Source organism: Flavobacterium ginsenosidimutans (genome assembly GCF_003254625.1).
Taxonomy (GTDB): domain Bacteria; phylum Bacteroidota; class Bacteroidia; order Flavobacteriales; family Flavobacteriaceae; genus Flavobacterium; species Flavobacterium ginsenosidimutans.
Genome location: NZ_QJRJ01000071.1, coordinates 48,863 through 64,746, shown reverse-complemented (window position 1 = coordinate 64,746; position 15,884 = coordinate 48,863). Strand labels below are relative to the sequence as shown.

Here is a 15,884-nt window from a genome sequence, read left to right as displayed (position 1 = left end):
TAAATTTGACAAATACTTATTCTTAAAACAAAATTTTCAAACTGATTGAATTCAATATGTTACATTTCCATTTTTAAGAATCGTAAGTGTTTTTGTTTAATCTCGCAAAGATGCTAAGTCGCAAAGCTTTTTCATAAAACTTGGCGACTCTGCGACTTGCGAGAGAATTTTGCGCATGCATTAAAAATCTTCATCAATAAGTTCTTTGTTAATTACCGCTCCCGCGAAAGAACCCGTAGAAACCGCAATTGCTACAGATCGCATTGGAGTTGTGCAATCTCCACTTGCAAAAAGACCTGGGATATTTGTCTTTTGCATGGCATCAACTTTTAATAAACCTTGTTCATTGATCTCACAACCTAAAGTCTCAGGAATTGGACAATGCTGTTCAAAAGGCGGTCTTGTATAAATCGCTTTAACCTCAATTCTTTCTCCGTTCTTAAAAATGATTTTTTGAATATAGCCTTCATTATGCCCAAAAGAATCTATTTCTTCTTCGAAAATCTGAACACCATGATTTTTAAGAATTTGAGTTTGCTCTAGACTTAACTCCGATTTTCCGTTGGTACACAATCTCAAGTCTTTTGTCCAATTGGAAATTAGTTTGGCATATTCAAAGCCCATTTCTCCATTGGCAATAATTGCTGTTTTTTCATTTTTGACTTCATAACCATGACAATATGGACAATGCAAAACCGAAATTCCCCAACAATTCGCAAAACCTCCAATCTCTGGAAGCAAATCTCTAACTCCAGTTGCAAACAAAACTTTTTTAGAAGTAAAAATAATTCCTGATTCAGTTTCAATTTCAAAACCATTTTCCATTTTAAGTGCTTTTACAGCAAGTCCATTATAGAATTGAACGGTTTTGTAAATGTCCACTTGAAGTTTGGCTTTCGTCGAAATAACTGCTGGCTTTTCACCATCTTGCGTAATAAAATTATGAGAATGTGGAGTTTGTCTATTGCAAGGCAAACCGCTGTCAATAACCAAAACCTGACGCAAAGAACGTCCTAAACTCATTGCGGCAGATAATCCGCTGTAGCTTCCGCCAACGATAATCACTTCAAAATGCTTCTGTTCCATATTTCTATTTTTAATGATTTTGTTTTCTGTGTAATTTGTAATTGATTAAATGCCCGATGATCATTCCAATTCCTCCAAAATAAATCAGATCAAGATGAATTTCGAAAAAGAGTTCTGTCAAAATACTAATCCAAATAAGCGCCATTGAAACAACCAAAATTGACGAGACCAAGAGAGCTGATTTTTTTATAATTTTGAGAATTGCAAATAGACCTATCGAAGCAAATAGTAAATCTATAATTGGATTGTGACTCAACCCCAAAGGAAGGATCGTTAAAAGAGGAAAAATCAAACAATGAACCAGACAAATGGTCGCGCTTGAAATTCCTAAAATATCATAAAAAGTTGTGCTTATTTTCTTCATTATGTGTACTTTTGCTTAATGCAATTTTGTTGCAAATATATACAATTTTATCAATTGCAACATTGTTGCGTTTAATTTTTAATTTCATAAAAAATGAAAACCACACGTAATACCGCAGCAAAGACAGCTGTTTTAGAGGTGTTTGAGAAATCTAAAACCGCTCTTTCGCACACCGAAATTCACAAACAATTAAATGATTTGTGCGATCGTGTTACCATTTACAGAATTCTAGATCGATTAATTAATGAAGATGTTATTCATAAAATTTCGAATTTGGATGGAACGGTAAAGTATGCCAAATGCAATCATTCGCATCAGCGCGTACACATTCATAACCACGCTCATTTTAGCTGTGAGAATTGTCATGAAATTACTTGTCTTGAAACTGTAAAACCGAGTTACATCATGCCACATAATTATAAAGTTAATGAGATCAATTTTACCTTATCAGGATTGTGTCCGAATTGTTTAAATTCTAACATTTAACTTTTAGACTTGTCTAAAAATATTGTTTCGCGAATGTGATTTTTCTATATATTTGTGAAAACAATACTTTTACAATGACTAAATCTTTAGAAGAAGTCCACGAATCGGTTTCGACCGAAAACAAAAAAAAAGGTTTTAGAAAAATTTTAGCCTTCTTAGGCCCTGCATATTTAGTAAGTGTTGGCTACATGGATCCAGGAAACTGGGCAACAGATATTGCCGGCGGAAGCCAATTTGGTTACACTTTAGTTTGGGTTTTATTGATGAGTAATTTAATGGCTTTGCTTTTGCAGAGTTTGAGTGCTCGCCTCGGAATTGTAACACAGCGTGACCTTGCGCAGGCTTCGAGAGAAACCTATTCCAAATACATCAACTACATTTTATATTTTCTTGCCGAAGTTGCAATCGCGGCGTGCGATCTTGCCGAAGTTCTCGGAATGGCAATCGGAATTAACCTTCTTTTCGGAATTCCGTTACTCGAAGCTGTTTTAATAACCGTTTTAGACACTTTTTTATTGCTTTTCTTGATCAATAAAGGAATTCGTAAGATGGAAGCCTTCATTATTGCTTTAGTAGCGATTATTGGCTTTTCTTTCATTTTTGAAATGATTTTTGCAGAACCAGAAGTTCATAAGGTTTTAGCGGGACTTATTCCTTCGATTCCAAACTCAGCGGCTTTGTATATCGCCATCGGAATTATTGGAGCAACCGTAATGCCGCACAACTTGTACTTGCATTCTTCTTTAGTGCAAACGAGAAAATTCGATAGAACTCCAGCGGGAATCAAACAAGCTTTAAAGTACAATTTGATCGATTCTACGATTGCTTTGAATCTTGCTTTCTTTGTAAATGCGGCCATTTTAATTCTCGCAGCAGCGACTTTCCATAAAAATGGAATGTTTGAAGTTGCCGAAATTCAAGATGCACATCAATTTCTTGAACCTCTTTTAGGAACTAAATGGGCACCAATATTATTTGCCGTTGCTTTAATTGCCGCAGGACAAAGTTCAACCGTTACAGGAACACTTGCGGGACAAATTGTAATGGAAGGTTATCTTCATTTCAGAATTCAGCCTTGGGTTCGTAGAATTATAACTCGCTTAATAGCAATTATTCCTGCCGTAATTGTAATATTGATTTATGGCGAAAGTGTGACAGGGAAACTCTTAATTCTGAGTCAGGTTATTTTGAGTTTACAGCTTGGTTTTGCGATTATTCCGTTGATCCATTTTGTGAGTGATAAATCAAAAATGAACGGGTTTCATATTTCCAGAACCACACAAGTTGTTTCTTGGATTATTGCTTCCATCATTGTTTCTCTGAATGCAAAATTAGTTTACGACGAAATCACTTCTTGGCTAGAAAACTCAGATAATCCAATTATTCTTTGGCTGACAGTTATTCCATTAGCTTTGGGATTCTCGGCTTTATTGCTTTATATCATTTTTAAACCTTTTATTGCTAAAGCGAAATCAAAAACCGTAAATCATTCACCACATAATTTAAAACTTCACTTTGCTCAAAAGAAATCACAAGAAGTGAAAAATATTGCCATATCTGTAGATTTTTCTAAAGCTGATGAAGCCGCGCTTAATCACGCCTTCGAATTAGGCGGAATGGATGCCAAATATACGCTTATCCATATCGTTGAAACTGTTGGGGCTTTAATGTACGGAATTCACATTCACGACCACGAAACTACTATCGATGAAAAATTACTATTGCAGTACAAAGAAATGCTCTCAGAAAAAGGATTCAATATCGAAATAGAACTTGGTTTTGGAAAACCATTCAAAACAATCCCAGAAATCATAAACAGTGGTTTCTTCGATATTCTAGTAATGGGAACCCACGGCCACACTGGTTTGAAAGATATTCTCTTTGGCACAACCGTAGACAAATTGAGACATAAAATTTCGATACCTTTGCTGATTGTTAAATGAATTAGGTGCAAAGGTTCAGAGTTACAAAGGCACAAAGGTTTTTCACTTTGAGCCTTTGTCCCTTTGTTCCTTTGAGCCTCAAAAAGAAAAGAAATGACTTTTTCAGAAGAAAACTACTTAAAATCGATATATCACCTGACGGCAGCTTTGGAAACTGAAGTCAGTACGAATGCTATTGCCGAAATCATGGAAACGAAAGCTTCCTCTGTTACTGATATGCTTAAAAAGCTAGCAGAGAAAGATTTGGTTAATTATAAAAAGTACCAAGGTGTTTCTTTGACTGAAAATGGAAAACTGGCAGCCAAAATGATTGTTAGAAAACACCGTTTGTGGGAAGTTTTTTTGGTTGAAAAACTAAACTTCAGCTGGGATGAGGTTCATGATATCGCTGAACAATTAGAACATATAAAATCGGAACAATTGATTAATCGTTTGGATGATTTTCTTGGAAATCCAACTGAAGATCCACACGGCGATCCAATTCCAGATGCAAATGGAAGAATTATCAAAATTGAAAAACATTTGCTTTCTGAGTTGTCAGAAAATCAAACAGGAGTTTGCGTTGGTGTAAAAGATACTTCTTCGGAGTTTTTGAAATATCTGGACAAACAAGGAATTGCTTTGGGCTCTAAAATTGAATTTCTGTCTAAAGAATCTTTCGATTTATCTGTTCGAATTAAAGTTAATGATAGAGAATTATCGATTTCGAATAAAATTGCTTCTAATTTGTTTGTGAAACTGGTTTAGATAGTTATTCCGTAGAGTTCCGCAGAGATACATAATTTTATTTTTTTGTCAGGCTGAGCGAAGTCGAAGCCCCGCAAAGTGATTCAGCGAACGAGGCTTCGACTTCGCTCAGCCTGACAAAAAAATTATTTACACGATTCCTTTCTCAATCATTTCCAGCATAACTGGAGAAGCATTTTTAAAAGTTGGTGCTTGCTCGATAATACTTCCTGCGTTCTTTTTATTTACTTTGAAAGTTACATCTTCAGCAGTTGTAAATAAAAGTGCGGTTAAAAAAGGATTTTTTATATGAGTACCTAATATCAATAAAGCTTCGTCTAAAGTATGAATGCTTTCAATTTCTTCTGTTTTATATCTAAAAGTCAGAGAAATTGAAAATGTATTATCTTCATTCAAAACCAATCGGAAATAAACATTTTTAAGTTCGGTATCGCCCATAGTTTTGGCCAAAGTGAGTTTTGCGAAAGTTCCGCTTCGGATGCTTTCTTTAACTCGTTCACAAAAAAGGGCAAATATTGGTTCGTACATTTTTTTTTAAAGGTGCTAAGGTTCTGAGATGCTATCCCGAAGCGTCAGGACTAAGGTTTTACAATCTTTGTCTATTATTTTAACCGCAAAGGTCGCAAAGTTTTTTCGCAAAGGGCACAATGAAAATTAAAAACTTTGCGAACCTTGCGTAAATCTTAGCGACCTTTGCGGTTAAGAAAAAACTATTTTCCTGTAAATTCGGCTTTACGTTTTTCTAAAAATGCTGTGGTTCCTTCTTTAAAGTCTTGCGTTCCGAAGCATTTTCCGAATGATTTTATTTCGACATCAAAACCATTTTTACCATCAGCAAAATTAGCATTGATTGCTTTTATCGCTTTTCCTATTGCAAAAGGAGCATTTTTGATGATTTTTTGTGCGATGACGTTTGTAAACGACAGTAATTCTTCCTGAGGTATAACATGGTTTACTAAACCGTAATCTTTTGCTTGTTCGGCAGTAATCATTGCAGCGGTCATGATCATTTCCATTGCACGGCCTTTTCCAACTAATTGCGGCAAACGCTGTGTTCCACCATAACCTGGAATTAATCCTAAAGTAACTTCTGGAAGTCCCATTTTTGCATTATCAGAAGCAATTCTAAAATGACAAGCCATTGCCAATTCTAGTCCGCCTCCTAATGCAAATCCGTTGATTGCTGCAATAACTGGTTTTTTAAGACCTTCGATTAAATCGAAAAGTGATTCTTGTCCTTCAGCAGCCAATTGCGCGCCTTCAACAATCGTATAATTAGCAAATTCAGAAATATCAGCTCCGGCAACAAATGCTTTTTCACCGCTTCCAGTCAAAATAATAACGCGGATATCATCATTTTTACCCAATAATTTAATCGCTTTACTCAAATCGCTAATTGTTGCTTTGTTCAAAGCATTCAATTTTGTCGGTCTGTTTATAGTAATTGTCGCGATATTTTCTTCAATAGAAATTAAAAGATTTTCGTAGTTCATGACGCTTTTTTTATGAGTTTGTGATAGGAAGAGAAACTCTAAACGTAGTTCCTTTTCCGTAAGTTGACTCAAAGGTAATTGTTCCTTTGTAATTTTCGATAATGTTTTTGATAATTCCTAAACCAAGTCCCATACCGCTAGTTTTGGTAGTGAACTTTGGTTCAAAAATTCTGCCAATATCTTGTTTCTGAATCCCAATTCCGTTGTCTTTTACGGCAATTTCAACATTGTTGTTTCGTCTTTTTACTGAAACTTCAATAGATTTTTGAAACTGACTTTCTGGAATGGCCTGAATTGCATTTTTAACCAAATTGGTAATCACACGGATTAATTGCGTACGATCCATTTTGGAAATGATTTCTTCTTCTTCTTTTTCAAAAGAGATATAATCTTCGTTGAAAATATCCAAAGCCAGTTCGACAACCTCAACTACATTCAGCGTTTCGTTTTGCTGTGCTGGCATCGAAGCAAAGTTCGAAAATGCAGAAGCAACAGCTGTCATTGTATCAATCTGCTGAATTAAAGTCTCGGAGTAATCGTTCATCTTTTGTTTTACATCTGGAGCAGAAGGATCAAATTTTCGCTGAAAACTCTGAACCGTCAAACGCATTGGCGTAAGCGGATTTTTAATTTCGTGCGCCACTTGTTTTGCCATTTCGCGCCAAGCTTCTTCACGTTCGCTTTGCGCTAATTTAATTGCACTCGTTTCCAATTTGTCCACCATTCCGTTGTAAGCTCTAATCAAGAAATTAACTTCTTTGCTATTTGCTTCTAAAACAATTTTCTCATTTTTCTGATCCAGATTGGTTTCTTCCAAACGTTCAGAAATGGTTTTCAACGATTTTGTAATATAAGTCGATAGAAAATATGCCAATCCGAAAGCAACAATTAACATAAAAGAATAAACCTGACTTAAACGAATCAGGAAAGTATTCAATTCATTATCATAATAACCATCGTCTTCCAAATAGGGCAGATTTAGGATTCCGAGCGGTTTGAATTTTTCGTCTTTAATTAAACTGTATGAAGATCGGTTTTTGACTCCGTCGATCGTTTTAATATCTACAAATCGCTTTTCGATAGAAGAACGAACCAATTTTAAAATGTATTCTGGAATTGGCGGTGCGATTTTATCAACGGCAAAAGACTCTTTTGAAGATTTTAGCAGTTTCCCGTCAAGACCATAAATATTGATTTCGATTTTGTGAATCTGTGCTAACTCGTGGATTTTATCTTTAAAAATTAAATCCAGATTTTGGGTCTTTAACGGATAAGTAGTTGTAGCCAGAACATAATTGATGTGTTCTTTTACTGCATTTTCTTTTCGTTCTAAACGTTCTTGATGATATTCTTTGGCCTCGGTTTTAAACTGAATAATCGAAATCGAAGCCAATAAAAAAGATGCCACAACAATCAATACAATCATCGACAGGAAAATCCTGGTACGAAGCGAAAGCATTGTCATTTTGAAATCTAGCATGGTTTTAGTATTCAGTCTCAGTCTCAGTCACAGTCCCAGAAAAACTGAAAACTGAGACTGAGACTGAAAACTATTTTCTTTCTCTTATTCTCTTATAAAACCTGAATCCCAGCATAATTAAAACCGAGAATAAAATAATTCCGATTACGCCGTAGATCCAGTTGATAGCGCTTTTTAAAACTACTAAAAAAACAACGGCAAACAAAATAATCGTTGCGCCTTCGTTCCATAAACGCATAAAATTATTGGAATATTTTACTTCATCATTTTGCAATTGCTTAAATATCTGATGGCATTTTCCGTGGTATAAATACAAAAGGAAAACGAAACATAATTTTACGTGCATCCAAGGCATTGTTATCCAAACGTGACCTGCATCTGTAAAAAACAGCATCCAAAAAGCAAAAATACTCGCCAAAACCGCTGACGGCCATGTAATAATGTACCACAAACGGTAGGCCATAATTTTGTATTGCGCTTGGAGGATTTCCTTTTCTGGCGAAGGTTTTTCATTGGCTTCAATTTGGTAAACAAACAAACGCACAATATAAAACAAACCCGCAAACCAAGTTATTACAAAAATAAGATGCAGCGATTTTAGATAATTATAATATTCCATTACTTCTTAAATGTAGATTTTTTAAAAAGATCAATCATTTCTTTACCATCATCTTCATCTTCATAAACTATCGAATTGACAAAGATCTTATCATTAAAACCTCGAGAAAAAATCACTAGCGTTACCACTTTTTTTCCATCCTCAGTTATTTCTATTTGAGCTCTTCTAAATGGCAAACCCGAAATATTTTCAGTACTTACTGAATAATCTCCCATTTTACCTTTTGGATAAATTTTGCCAACATCCTTTAAAAGAAGAAAATCTTTTAATCTCATATTTAGATCAAGCGCTCGAACATCATTTCCAAAAAAATCTTCGTAATTCACTGAAAAATAATTGGCTTCATCTTTCTTAAAAACAACAATCGAATGTTTCTTTTTAGCTAAAGCCGTATCTCCTTTAATATCGACTTTTTCCTTTAAATCTACTTTCTCATAATCATCTGGAACAGAAATCTGCCAATCGAATGTTTTATCATAAAAATTATTATCTGCAAGAGAATTGTTTTTTTTGCAACCTGAAAGAGTTACCAAAACAAGAAATAAAACGGAAATACTTTTTAATTTATTCATCTAATATTTATTTAGCCCAATCGTTAATCCAGTTAGAAACAGTTTGACACCATTCGTCTTCATCATTTAAACAAGGAATTGCCAAGAATTCTTCTCCTCCATTTGCTTCAAAATCTTCTTTAGCACGCATAGCGATTTCTTCCAAAGTTTCTAAACAATCTGAAACGAAAGCTGGTGTTACAACTGCTAATTTTTTGATTCCTTTTGACGGCATGTTATCAATTTCAACATCGGTATAAGGTTCTAACCATTTATCTCCAGCCAAACGAGATTGAAATGTCAAACTATATTTATCTTCAGGAAGTCCTAATAATTTAACGACTTGTCTTGTTGTTTCATAACATTGGTGACGATAGCAGAATTCATGCGCCGGAGATGGCGTATTACAACAAGAACCATCAATTTTACAATGTGATTTAGTTACATCGGTTTTACGAATATGACGTTCTGGAATTCCGTGATACGAAAACAACAAATGATCGTAATCAAACCCAACCAAATGTTTTTGAATAGAATCGGCCAAATTTTTAATGTAATCCGGTTTATTATAAAATGCCGGAACATCTGTAAACTTCATGTGAGGAAATTTCTTCTTACGAATTTCTTCTGCTTTTACTAAAATAGTCAAAGTCGAAGCCATTGCATATTGCGGATATAAAGGAAAAAGCATCACATCTGTAACTCCTTTATCGTGTAATTCCTGAAGTCCTTTTTCGATTGTCATCGTTCCGTAACGCATTGCCAAAGAAACTGGAACGTTAACAAGAGGCTGCACTTTTTTCTGCATTCTTTCTGAAAGCACAACTAATGGAGAGCCTTCATCCCACCAAATTTTCGCGTAAGCGTGTGCAGATTCTTCTGGTCTTTTTCTTAAAATAATACCGCGAACTAATAACGCTCTTAATAAATACGGAACATCGATCACGTATTTATCCATTAAAAATTCATCTAAATAAGGTTTAACATCTTTTGGAGTTGGACTTTCTGGAGATCCAAGATTTACTAATAATACGCCTTTCATTATTGTTTTTTTGCATTAGGCTTTAAGCATTAGGCTTTAAGCTTTTATTTGTTTTTAAAAATTTCGTCAAAAGTAGAACTTGCAACTTTTTCGAAATATGATAATTATTACTTTTTAATTATGTTCTTATTTATAAAATTGATTCCTATTTAAGAACTCACTTTATATTATTAACTTCTATATGCAGTTTTTCTTCCCAGCCTTTTCCATTTCGCTTCTCAAGATAAACATCGGTTATTTTTCGATATTCATTTGCCGCAGCATCTAATTCTTTATCACCAACAATGCATCCGAGATTCTTAATGTATAATCCGTATTTATGATAAATAGCCGTTTTTCTATTATTCCTCGATAATTCTAATGAATCTTTTGGCGGAAGCGGCAAACCAAAACCAAATGTCTTTACGCTATCGGCTTCAATATCATGAAATGCCATATTTCTATATTCAGCAACAAGCGGACTTTCTTGAGATTTACAACTCAAAAAGACAATTAAAATTGGGAAAATAACTTTCTTCATTTATTAAACATTCGCATTAATCGACATCAAATACTTCTTTGGAGTTGTGGCAAACTTTTTCTTAAATGCCGCTATAAAGTGACTTCCAGTGCTGTAGCCAATTTTAAGTCCAACTTCGTTTACATTATAAGAACCGCTATCTAAAAGTTTTCGGGCGAAATCCATTTTGTAATCGAACAAGAAACCGTAAACTGTATCACCATAAATTTGTTTGAAACCCATTTTGAGTTTCTTCACGTTCAAACCAATTTCATCTGCCAATTCTTGCAGTCCTGGCGGTTCGGCCATATTTGCAATTACAATTTCTTTGGCTTTCCTAATTTTTAAAACATTGTCTTCGTCAATCAAAAACGGACATTGTTCTGCATTTGGGTCTTCAGTTCTATTGAAATATAAACTCAGTAATTCGTATCCTTTTCCTTTATAATAAAGATTTTTTATCGAAGGATGAAGATTGTAATGAAACAGCTGACTCAACACAATTGCCATTGACGGACTGATATTTCCTTCATTATAATACTTCTTGTCCTTATTATCAGCACTTAAAAAAGTAATATAATCGGCTTCGGCAGAAAATAACGCGTGAAATTTCTTGATGGAAACAATTACAGAAATCACCCAAGAGTTAGGCGCAAGTTCTAAATTAAGCGGTAATTCTTTCTGCGGATTGTACAAAAGCAGTGATTTTTCTTCCTTCAAATCCAAAGCATAATTGCCTTGATTGAATAAGAATTTTGCATTCCCTTTTATCCCGAAGTGAAACTGTATCAGGCCAGTACCTATTTCATGCTGCGCATAAAATGGCTCCAAACTGTCATTTTGAAAACGGATCATCGTAAAGTCGTCTTCAATTTTTATAATTTCTTGAGAACCCATAGCGATATTTTTTTGAAACAAAAATCAAAACAAACTTCAAATGTTATTTAGAACGACTCTAAACTAATCGCTTCAAAGGAGCTGATTTTGCTACAAAAGTAGTCCTTTTTACTCAAAAACACCTATTTAGGTTCAAAAAAACATACAGCGACATAAAAAGTACTTTTAGCGTTATTTTTATCGATGGTATAGTAATAATTTTGTTGCACTTTTATGAAAGTGAATTTATGGAAAACAATAACGTACCGAAACACCTTTATTTTTACTCAGTTGGTCTGAGTTATAAAAAAGCTGATGCTGAGGTCAGAGGTCAATTTAGTTTGGATGCCGTTGCGAAAACTCGCCTACTGGAACAAGCTAAAAACGAGGGAATAGAAAGTCTAATAGTTACTTCAACTTGCAACAGAACCGAAATCTACGGTTTTGCTGAACACCCATTTCAATTAATAAAACTTATCTGCGATAATAGTAACGGATCTGTAGATGCTTTTCAAAAAGTTGGTTTCGTTTATAAAAATCAAGAAGCAATCAATCACTTATTTCGCGTAGGAACTGGATTAGACAGTCAGATCTTAGGCGATTTCGAAATTATATCTCAAATTAAAACCAGTTTCATTCATTCAAAATCAATGGGATTAGCCAATGCTTTTATGGAAAGATTGGTAAATGCAGTAATTCAGGCAAGCAAAAGAATTAAGACTGAAACAGAAATTAGTTCTGGAGCAACTTCAGTTTCTTTTGCATCTGTACAATATATTTTGAAAAATGTTGAAGATATCAGCAACAAAAACATTCTCCTTTTCGGAACTGGAAAAATCGGAAGAAATACTTGTGAGAATTTAGTAAAACACACTAAAAACGAGCATATTACTTTAATCAATAGAACTAAAGATAAAGCAGAGAAATTAGCAGGAAAATTAAATTTGATAGTTAAAGATTACTCTGAATTACATTTAGAACTTCAAAAAGCCGATGTTGTAGTTGTAGCAACAGGCGCACAAAACCCAACGGTTGACAAAGCAATTTTAAATCTTAAAAAACCTTTGTTGATTCTAGATTTGTCGATTCCGAAAAACGTAAATGAAAATGTTGAGGAATTAGAAGGCGTAACTTTAATTCACATGGATTATTTGTCTCAATTGACAGATGAAACTTTGGAAAACAGAAAATTACACATTCCGGCTGCTGAAGCAATCATCGAAGAAATCAAAGAAGAATTTGTTACTTGGATGAAAGGCCGAAAATTTGCTCCGACAATCAATGCTTTAAAAGAAAAATTAAACGCTATTAAAGCTTCTGAATTAGATTTTCAAAGTAAAAAAATTGCCGATTTTAACGAAGAGCAAGCTGAAATCATCAGTAACCGAATCATTCAGAAAATCACTACTCATTTCGCAAATCATTTAAAAGACGACGATACCATGGTTGATGAAAGCATCGAATGGATCGAAAAAGTCTTCAAAATAAAAGCATCTTAGTTATTTTACCATTAAGACATTAAGAAAATTAAGTTTTATGCTTAATTCACTTCATGTCTTAATGGTAATTTTTAATAAAAAAACATGGCTGAAAAAACAATCAGAATAGGAACGCGCGATAGCGAATTAGCACTTTGGCAAGCACATACTGTCGAGAAAAAACTAAACGACTTAGGTTATAAAACCTCAATTGTGGCGGTTAAATCTCAAGGTGATATTATTCTGGATAAACCTCTTTACGAATTGGGGATTACTGGAATTTTTACCAAAACGCTTGACATTGCTATGATCAATGGCGATATTGATATTGCGGTGCATTCTATGAAAGATGTTCCAACGGCTTTACCAAAAGGTATCGTTCAAGGTGCAGTTTTGCCAAGAGCCAATGTTTTGGATATTTTAGTTCATAAAGGAAATCCTGATTTTACAAATCCAAGCACCATCGCAACTGGAAGTCTGCGTCGCCAGGCACAATGGTTCAATAAATATCCAAATCATACTGTAGTTGATTTACGCGGAAACGTAAATACGCGTATGCAGAAATTACAAGATAACGAATGGGACGGCGCTGTTTTTGCTGCTGCTGGTTTGGAAAGAATTAATCTGAAACCTGAAAATTTCATCAACTTAGATTGGATGATTCCTGCGCCGGCACAAGGAGCTATGCTAGTTGTGGCAATGGAGAATGACAATTATACTTTGGATGCACTTTCTCAGTTAAATGATATTGAAACTGAAATCTGTACGTATATCGAACGTCAGTTTTTGAGAACTTTAGAAGGCGGATGTACTGCCCCAATTGGAGCTTTGGTTACTTATAACGAAGACGAAGACACGCTGCATTTTCAAGGAGTTTTACTTTCAATTGACGGAAAACAAAAATTGGAAATCAACAAAACGGTCGATATTTCAGAATGGAAGAAATTAGGTTTCAACTCGGCTCAGGAGATTTTGAATAATGGCGGAACGGAATTAATGCAGAAAATTAAAGAATCCCTGAAAAAATAATGGCGAAACCAGTTCAAATACTATCTACCAAAATATTATCTCCTCTTCATAAACAAGAGCTGATGAAATATGGCATTGAATTAATCGAAGCCGATTTCATTAAAACCAAAAACAAATCTTTCGAATTAAAAGACCTCAACGAAAGTTTGATTTTTACCAGTCAAAATGCCGTTCACAGCGTTTTATCCGATCCAAAATCTGAAGAATTAAAAAAGAAAAACGTGTATTGCGTTGGGCTTAAGACCAAAACGCTTTTAAGCGATAATGGCTTTAATGTTGTGGCTTACACCGGTTATGCTTCTGATTTGGCTGAAATTATCACTTTGATTTATAGAAATGAAAGCTATACTTTTTTCAGTGGAAACTTAAGAAGAGATACTTTACCAGATGCTTTGAAAGAAAACGGAATTAAATTCAATGAAATTCAGGTTTACGAAACTACACTGCAACCTCAGAAAATAAAAGCAAATCCAGAAGCGATTTTGTTTTTTAGTCCGTCTGGAGTTAAAAGTTATCTGAAAGACAATACTATAAATAAACAAATCTGTTTCTGTATTGGCGATACAACAGCAGAAGCTTTATTGAAAGTAACAAAAAATATTATCATCGCTGATCAGCCAACAATTGAAGACGTGATCGAAGATGTAATTCACGAATATAAATAAAAACCTTTGCAACTTTGTCCCTTTGTGACTTTGCAACTAAATAAAAAAACATGTTAAAAAACGACCTATTTTTAAAAGCATTAAAAGGAGAAACAGTACAGCGTCCGCCAGTATGGATGATGCGTCAAGCGGGAAGATATTTGCCAGAATTTAGAGAACTTCGTGATAAATATGATTTTTTTACTCGTTGCGAAACCCCAGAATTAGCTGCTGAAATTACGGTTCAGCCAATTCGCAGAATTGCTCCAGATGCGGCTATTTTATTCTCAGACATTTTAGTAGTGCCACGCGCAATGGGAATTCATGTAGAATTAAAAGACAATTTGGGTCCGATAATTCCAGATCCAATTCGCAAGATGGAACAAGTAAACCAAGTTTTTGTTCCAGATGTAAATGAAACATTAGGTTACGTTTTCGACGCGGTGAAATTAACTAAGGAAATGTTGAATGATGAAGTTCCGTTAATTGGTTTCGCAGGTTCACCTTGGACAATTTTCTGCTATGCTGTTGAAGGAAAAGGTTCTAAAAGTTTTGACACAGCAAAAGGATTCTGTTTTTCAAACCCGGTTGCAGCACATACTTTATTGCAAAAAATCACCGATACGACTATTTTATATTTAAAAGAAAAAGTAAAATCGGGAGTAAATGCCGTTCAGATTTTTGATTCTTGGGGAGGAATGCTTTCTCCAGTTGATTATCAAGAATTTTCATGGAAATACATCAACCAGATTGTTGACGCTTTAGCTGATATCACACCTGTTATTGTTTTTGGGAAAGGATGCTGGTTTGCTCTTGGCGAAATGGGTAAAAGTAAAGCTTCAGCTCTTGGAGTTGACTGGACTTGTTCGGCTAGAAATGCTCGTTATTTGTCTGGTGGAAACATTACTTTACAAGGAAATTTCGATCCGTCAAGGTTACTTTCTCCAATTCCAACTATCAAGAAAATGGTTCATGAGATGATTGATGAATTCGGAAAAGACAAATATATTGTAAATTTAGGTCACGGAATTTTACCAAATATCCCTGTAGATCACGCAAAAGCGTTTATTGACGCGGTTAAGGAATACGGGAATTAATTAGTGTTCAGTTTTCAGTCGCAGTTTTCAGATTTCACTGCGACTGAAAACTGCGACTGAAAACTAAAAAACATGCTCAACAAAGGTTTACGAGACGAAGAAAAAATAAGAATTGATAATGTTCTCAAAACGTTACGAACTTTTGTTTTTGTACCTTATCCTTTGACTGTTTTACAAAAAACTGATATTGAAAATCAGCTGAAAGAATTTGCATTAAACATTGAAACTTTGATCGATTATTCGAACGAAGATTTAATCACATTATTAATGCGTCTACATTTTGATTGGGAACAATTAGAACAATTTGCCGATATTTTAATAGAATTTTCTAAAGCTGAAAATTATAATTTTGAAAATAAGGCTTTGGCTATTTACCAATATGTTCAAGCCGAAAGCAAAGTTTTTTCTTTTGGAATTAATACTAAAATCTCCTCTTTAAAAAACAAATAA

General features: G+C 34.4%; 18 protein-coding genes. 8 read left to right on the top strand and 10 right to left on the bottom strand.

What is annotated here, in order from left to right; translation table 11 throughout:
• Window positions 1-180: 180 nt before the first annotated feature.
• The gene (locus DM444_RS05870) at window positions 181-1,086 is read right to left on the bottom strand and encodes an NAD(P)/FAD-dependent oxidoreductase (RefSeq protein WP_111284871.1); all 906 of its coding nucleotides are present in this window, start codon (window positions 1,084-1,086) and stop codon (window positions 181-183) included.
• Between the two features lie 10 nt (window positions 1,087-1,096).
• On the bottom strand, window positions 1,097-1,450 hold the full coding sequence (locus tag DM444_RS05865) for a MerC domain-containing protein (RefSeq protein ID WP_111284870.1): 354 nt from the start codon (window positions 1,448-1,450) through the stop codon (window positions 1,097-1,099).
• Window positions 1,451-1,543: 93 nt separating this feature from the next.
• On the opposite strand from DM444_RS05865, the gene DM444_RS05860 reads away from it, so the two are divergent.
• From DM444_RS05860 to DM444_RS05850, 3 genes are all read left to right on the top strand, one after another.
• Window positions 1,544-1,936, top strand: coding sequence for a Fur family transcriptional regulator (locus DM444_RS05860; RefSeq protein ID WP_095930227.1), 393 nt, complete (start codon window positions 1,544-1,546; stop codon window positions 1,934-1,936).
• 74 nt (window positions 1,937-2,010) lie between these two features.
• Window positions 2,011-3,879 carry an Nramp family divalent metal transporter gene (locus DM444_RS05855; protein WP_111284869.1) on the top strand — a complete coding sequence of 623 codons (1,869 nt, stop codon included), beginning with the start codon at window positions 2,011-2,013 and terminating at the stop codon, window positions 3,877-3,879.
• Window positions 3,880-3,972: 93 nt separating this feature from the next.
• A complete protein-coding gene (locus tag DM444_RS05850) occupies window positions 3,973-4,626 on the top strand; it encodes a metal-dependent transcriptional regulator (RefSeq protein WP_111284868.1) in 654 nt (217 codons plus the stop codon).
• A 129-nt stretch (window positions 4,627-4,755) separates the two neighbouring features.
• On the opposite strand, the gene DM444_RS05845 is transcribed toward DM444_RS05850, so the two are convergent.
• The 8 genes from DM444_RS05845 to DM444_RS05810 form a co-directional block, all read right to left on the bottom strand.
• Complete coding sequence (locus tag DM444_RS05845) at window positions 4,756-5,154, bottom strand: hypothetical protein (protein WP_111284867.1); 399 nt, start codon at window positions 5,152-5,154, stop codon at window positions 4,756-4,758.
• A 182-nt stretch (window positions 5,155-5,336) separates the two neighbouring features.
• Window positions 5,337-6,119, bottom strand: coding sequence for an enoyl-CoA hydratase/isomerase family protein (locus DM444_RS05840; RefSeq protein ID WP_111284866.1), 783 nt, complete (start codon window positions 6,117-6,119; stop codon window positions 5,337-5,339).
• Between the two features lie 10 nt (window positions 6,120-6,129).
• Complete coding sequence (locus tag DM444_RS05835; protein WP_111284865.1) at window positions 6,130-7,545, bottom strand: sensor histidine kinase; 1,416 nt, start codon at window positions 7,543-7,545, stop codon at window positions 6,130-6,132.
• Window positions 7,546-7,669: 124 nt separating this feature from the next.
• Window positions 7,670-8,218, bottom strand: a complete 549-nt coding sequence (locus tag DM444_RS05830) for a CopD family protein (RefSeq protein WP_111284864.1) — start codon at window positions 8,216-8,218, stop codon at window positions 7,670-7,672.
• On the bottom strand, window positions 8,218-8,790 hold the full coding sequence (locus tag DM444_RS05825) for a hypothetical protein (RefSeq protein ID WP_111284863.1): 573 nt from the start codon (window positions 8,788-8,790) through the stop codon (window positions 8,218-8,220). The genes DM444_RS05830 and DM444_RS05825 overlap by 1 nt, the downstream gene beginning before the upstream one ends.
• A gap of 7 nt (window positions 8,791-8,797) precedes the next feature.
• Window positions 8,798-9,811 carry a ferrochelatase gene (gene hemH / locus DM444_RS05820; protein WP_111284862.1) on the bottom strand — a complete coding sequence of 338 codons (1,014 nt, stop codon included), beginning with the start codon at window positions 9,809-9,811 and terminating at the stop codon, window positions 8,798-8,800.
• A 157-nt stretch (window positions 9,812-9,968) separates the two neighbouring features.
• A complete protein-coding gene (locus DM444_RS05815) occupies window positions 9,969-10,331 on the bottom strand; it encodes an FEKKY domain-containing protein (RefSeq protein ID WP_111284861.1) in 363 nt (120 codons plus the stop codon).
• A gap of 3 nt (window positions 10,332-10,334) precedes the next feature.
• A complete protein-coding gene (locus DM444_RS05810; protein WP_111284860.1) occupies window positions 10,335-11,207 on the bottom strand; it encodes an AraC family transcriptional regulator in 873 nt (290 codons plus the stop codon).
• Between the two features lie 227 nt (window positions 11,208-11,434).
• On the opposite strand from DM444_RS05810, the gene hemA reads away from it, so the two are divergent.
• The 5 genes from hemA to DM444_RS05785 all read left to right on the top strand — a co-directional run bounded on the left by hemA (window position 11,435) and on the right by DM444_RS05785 (window position 15,884).
• On the top strand, window positions 11,435-12,685 hold the full coding sequence (hemA, locus tag DM444_RS05805) for a glutamyl-tRNA reductase (protein ID WP_111284859.1): 1,251 nt from the start codon (window positions 11,435-11,437) through the stop codon (window positions 12,683-12,685).
• 84 nt (window positions 12,686-12,769) lie between these two features.
• Window positions 12,770-13,693 carry a hydroxymethylbilane synthase gene (gene hemC, locus DM444_RS05800; protein WP_111284858.1) on the top strand — a complete coding sequence of 308 codons (924 nt, stop codon included), beginning with the start codon at window positions 12,770-12,772 and terminating at the stop codon, window positions 13,691-13,693.
• Complete coding sequence (locus DM444_RS05795; RefSeq protein ID WP_111284857.1) at window positions 13,693-14,358, top strand: uroporphyrinogen-III synthase; 666 nt, start codon at window positions 13,693-13,695, stop codon at window positions 14,356-14,358. Before hemC ends, DM444_RS05795 begins: the two co-directional genes overlap by 1 nt.
• A gap of 50 nt (window positions 14,359-14,408) precedes the next feature.
• Entirely contained in the window at window positions 14,409-15,434 is a 1,026-nt protein-coding gene (gene hemE / locus DM444_RS05790) for a uroporphyrinogen decarboxylase (protein ID WP_111284856.1), read from the top strand.
• Between the two features lie 72 nt (window positions 15,435-15,506).
• On the top strand, window positions 15,507-15,884 hold the full coding sequence (locus DM444_RS05785) for a hypothetical protein (protein WP_111284855.1): 378 nt from the start codon (window positions 15,507-15,509) through the stop codon (window positions 15,882-15,884).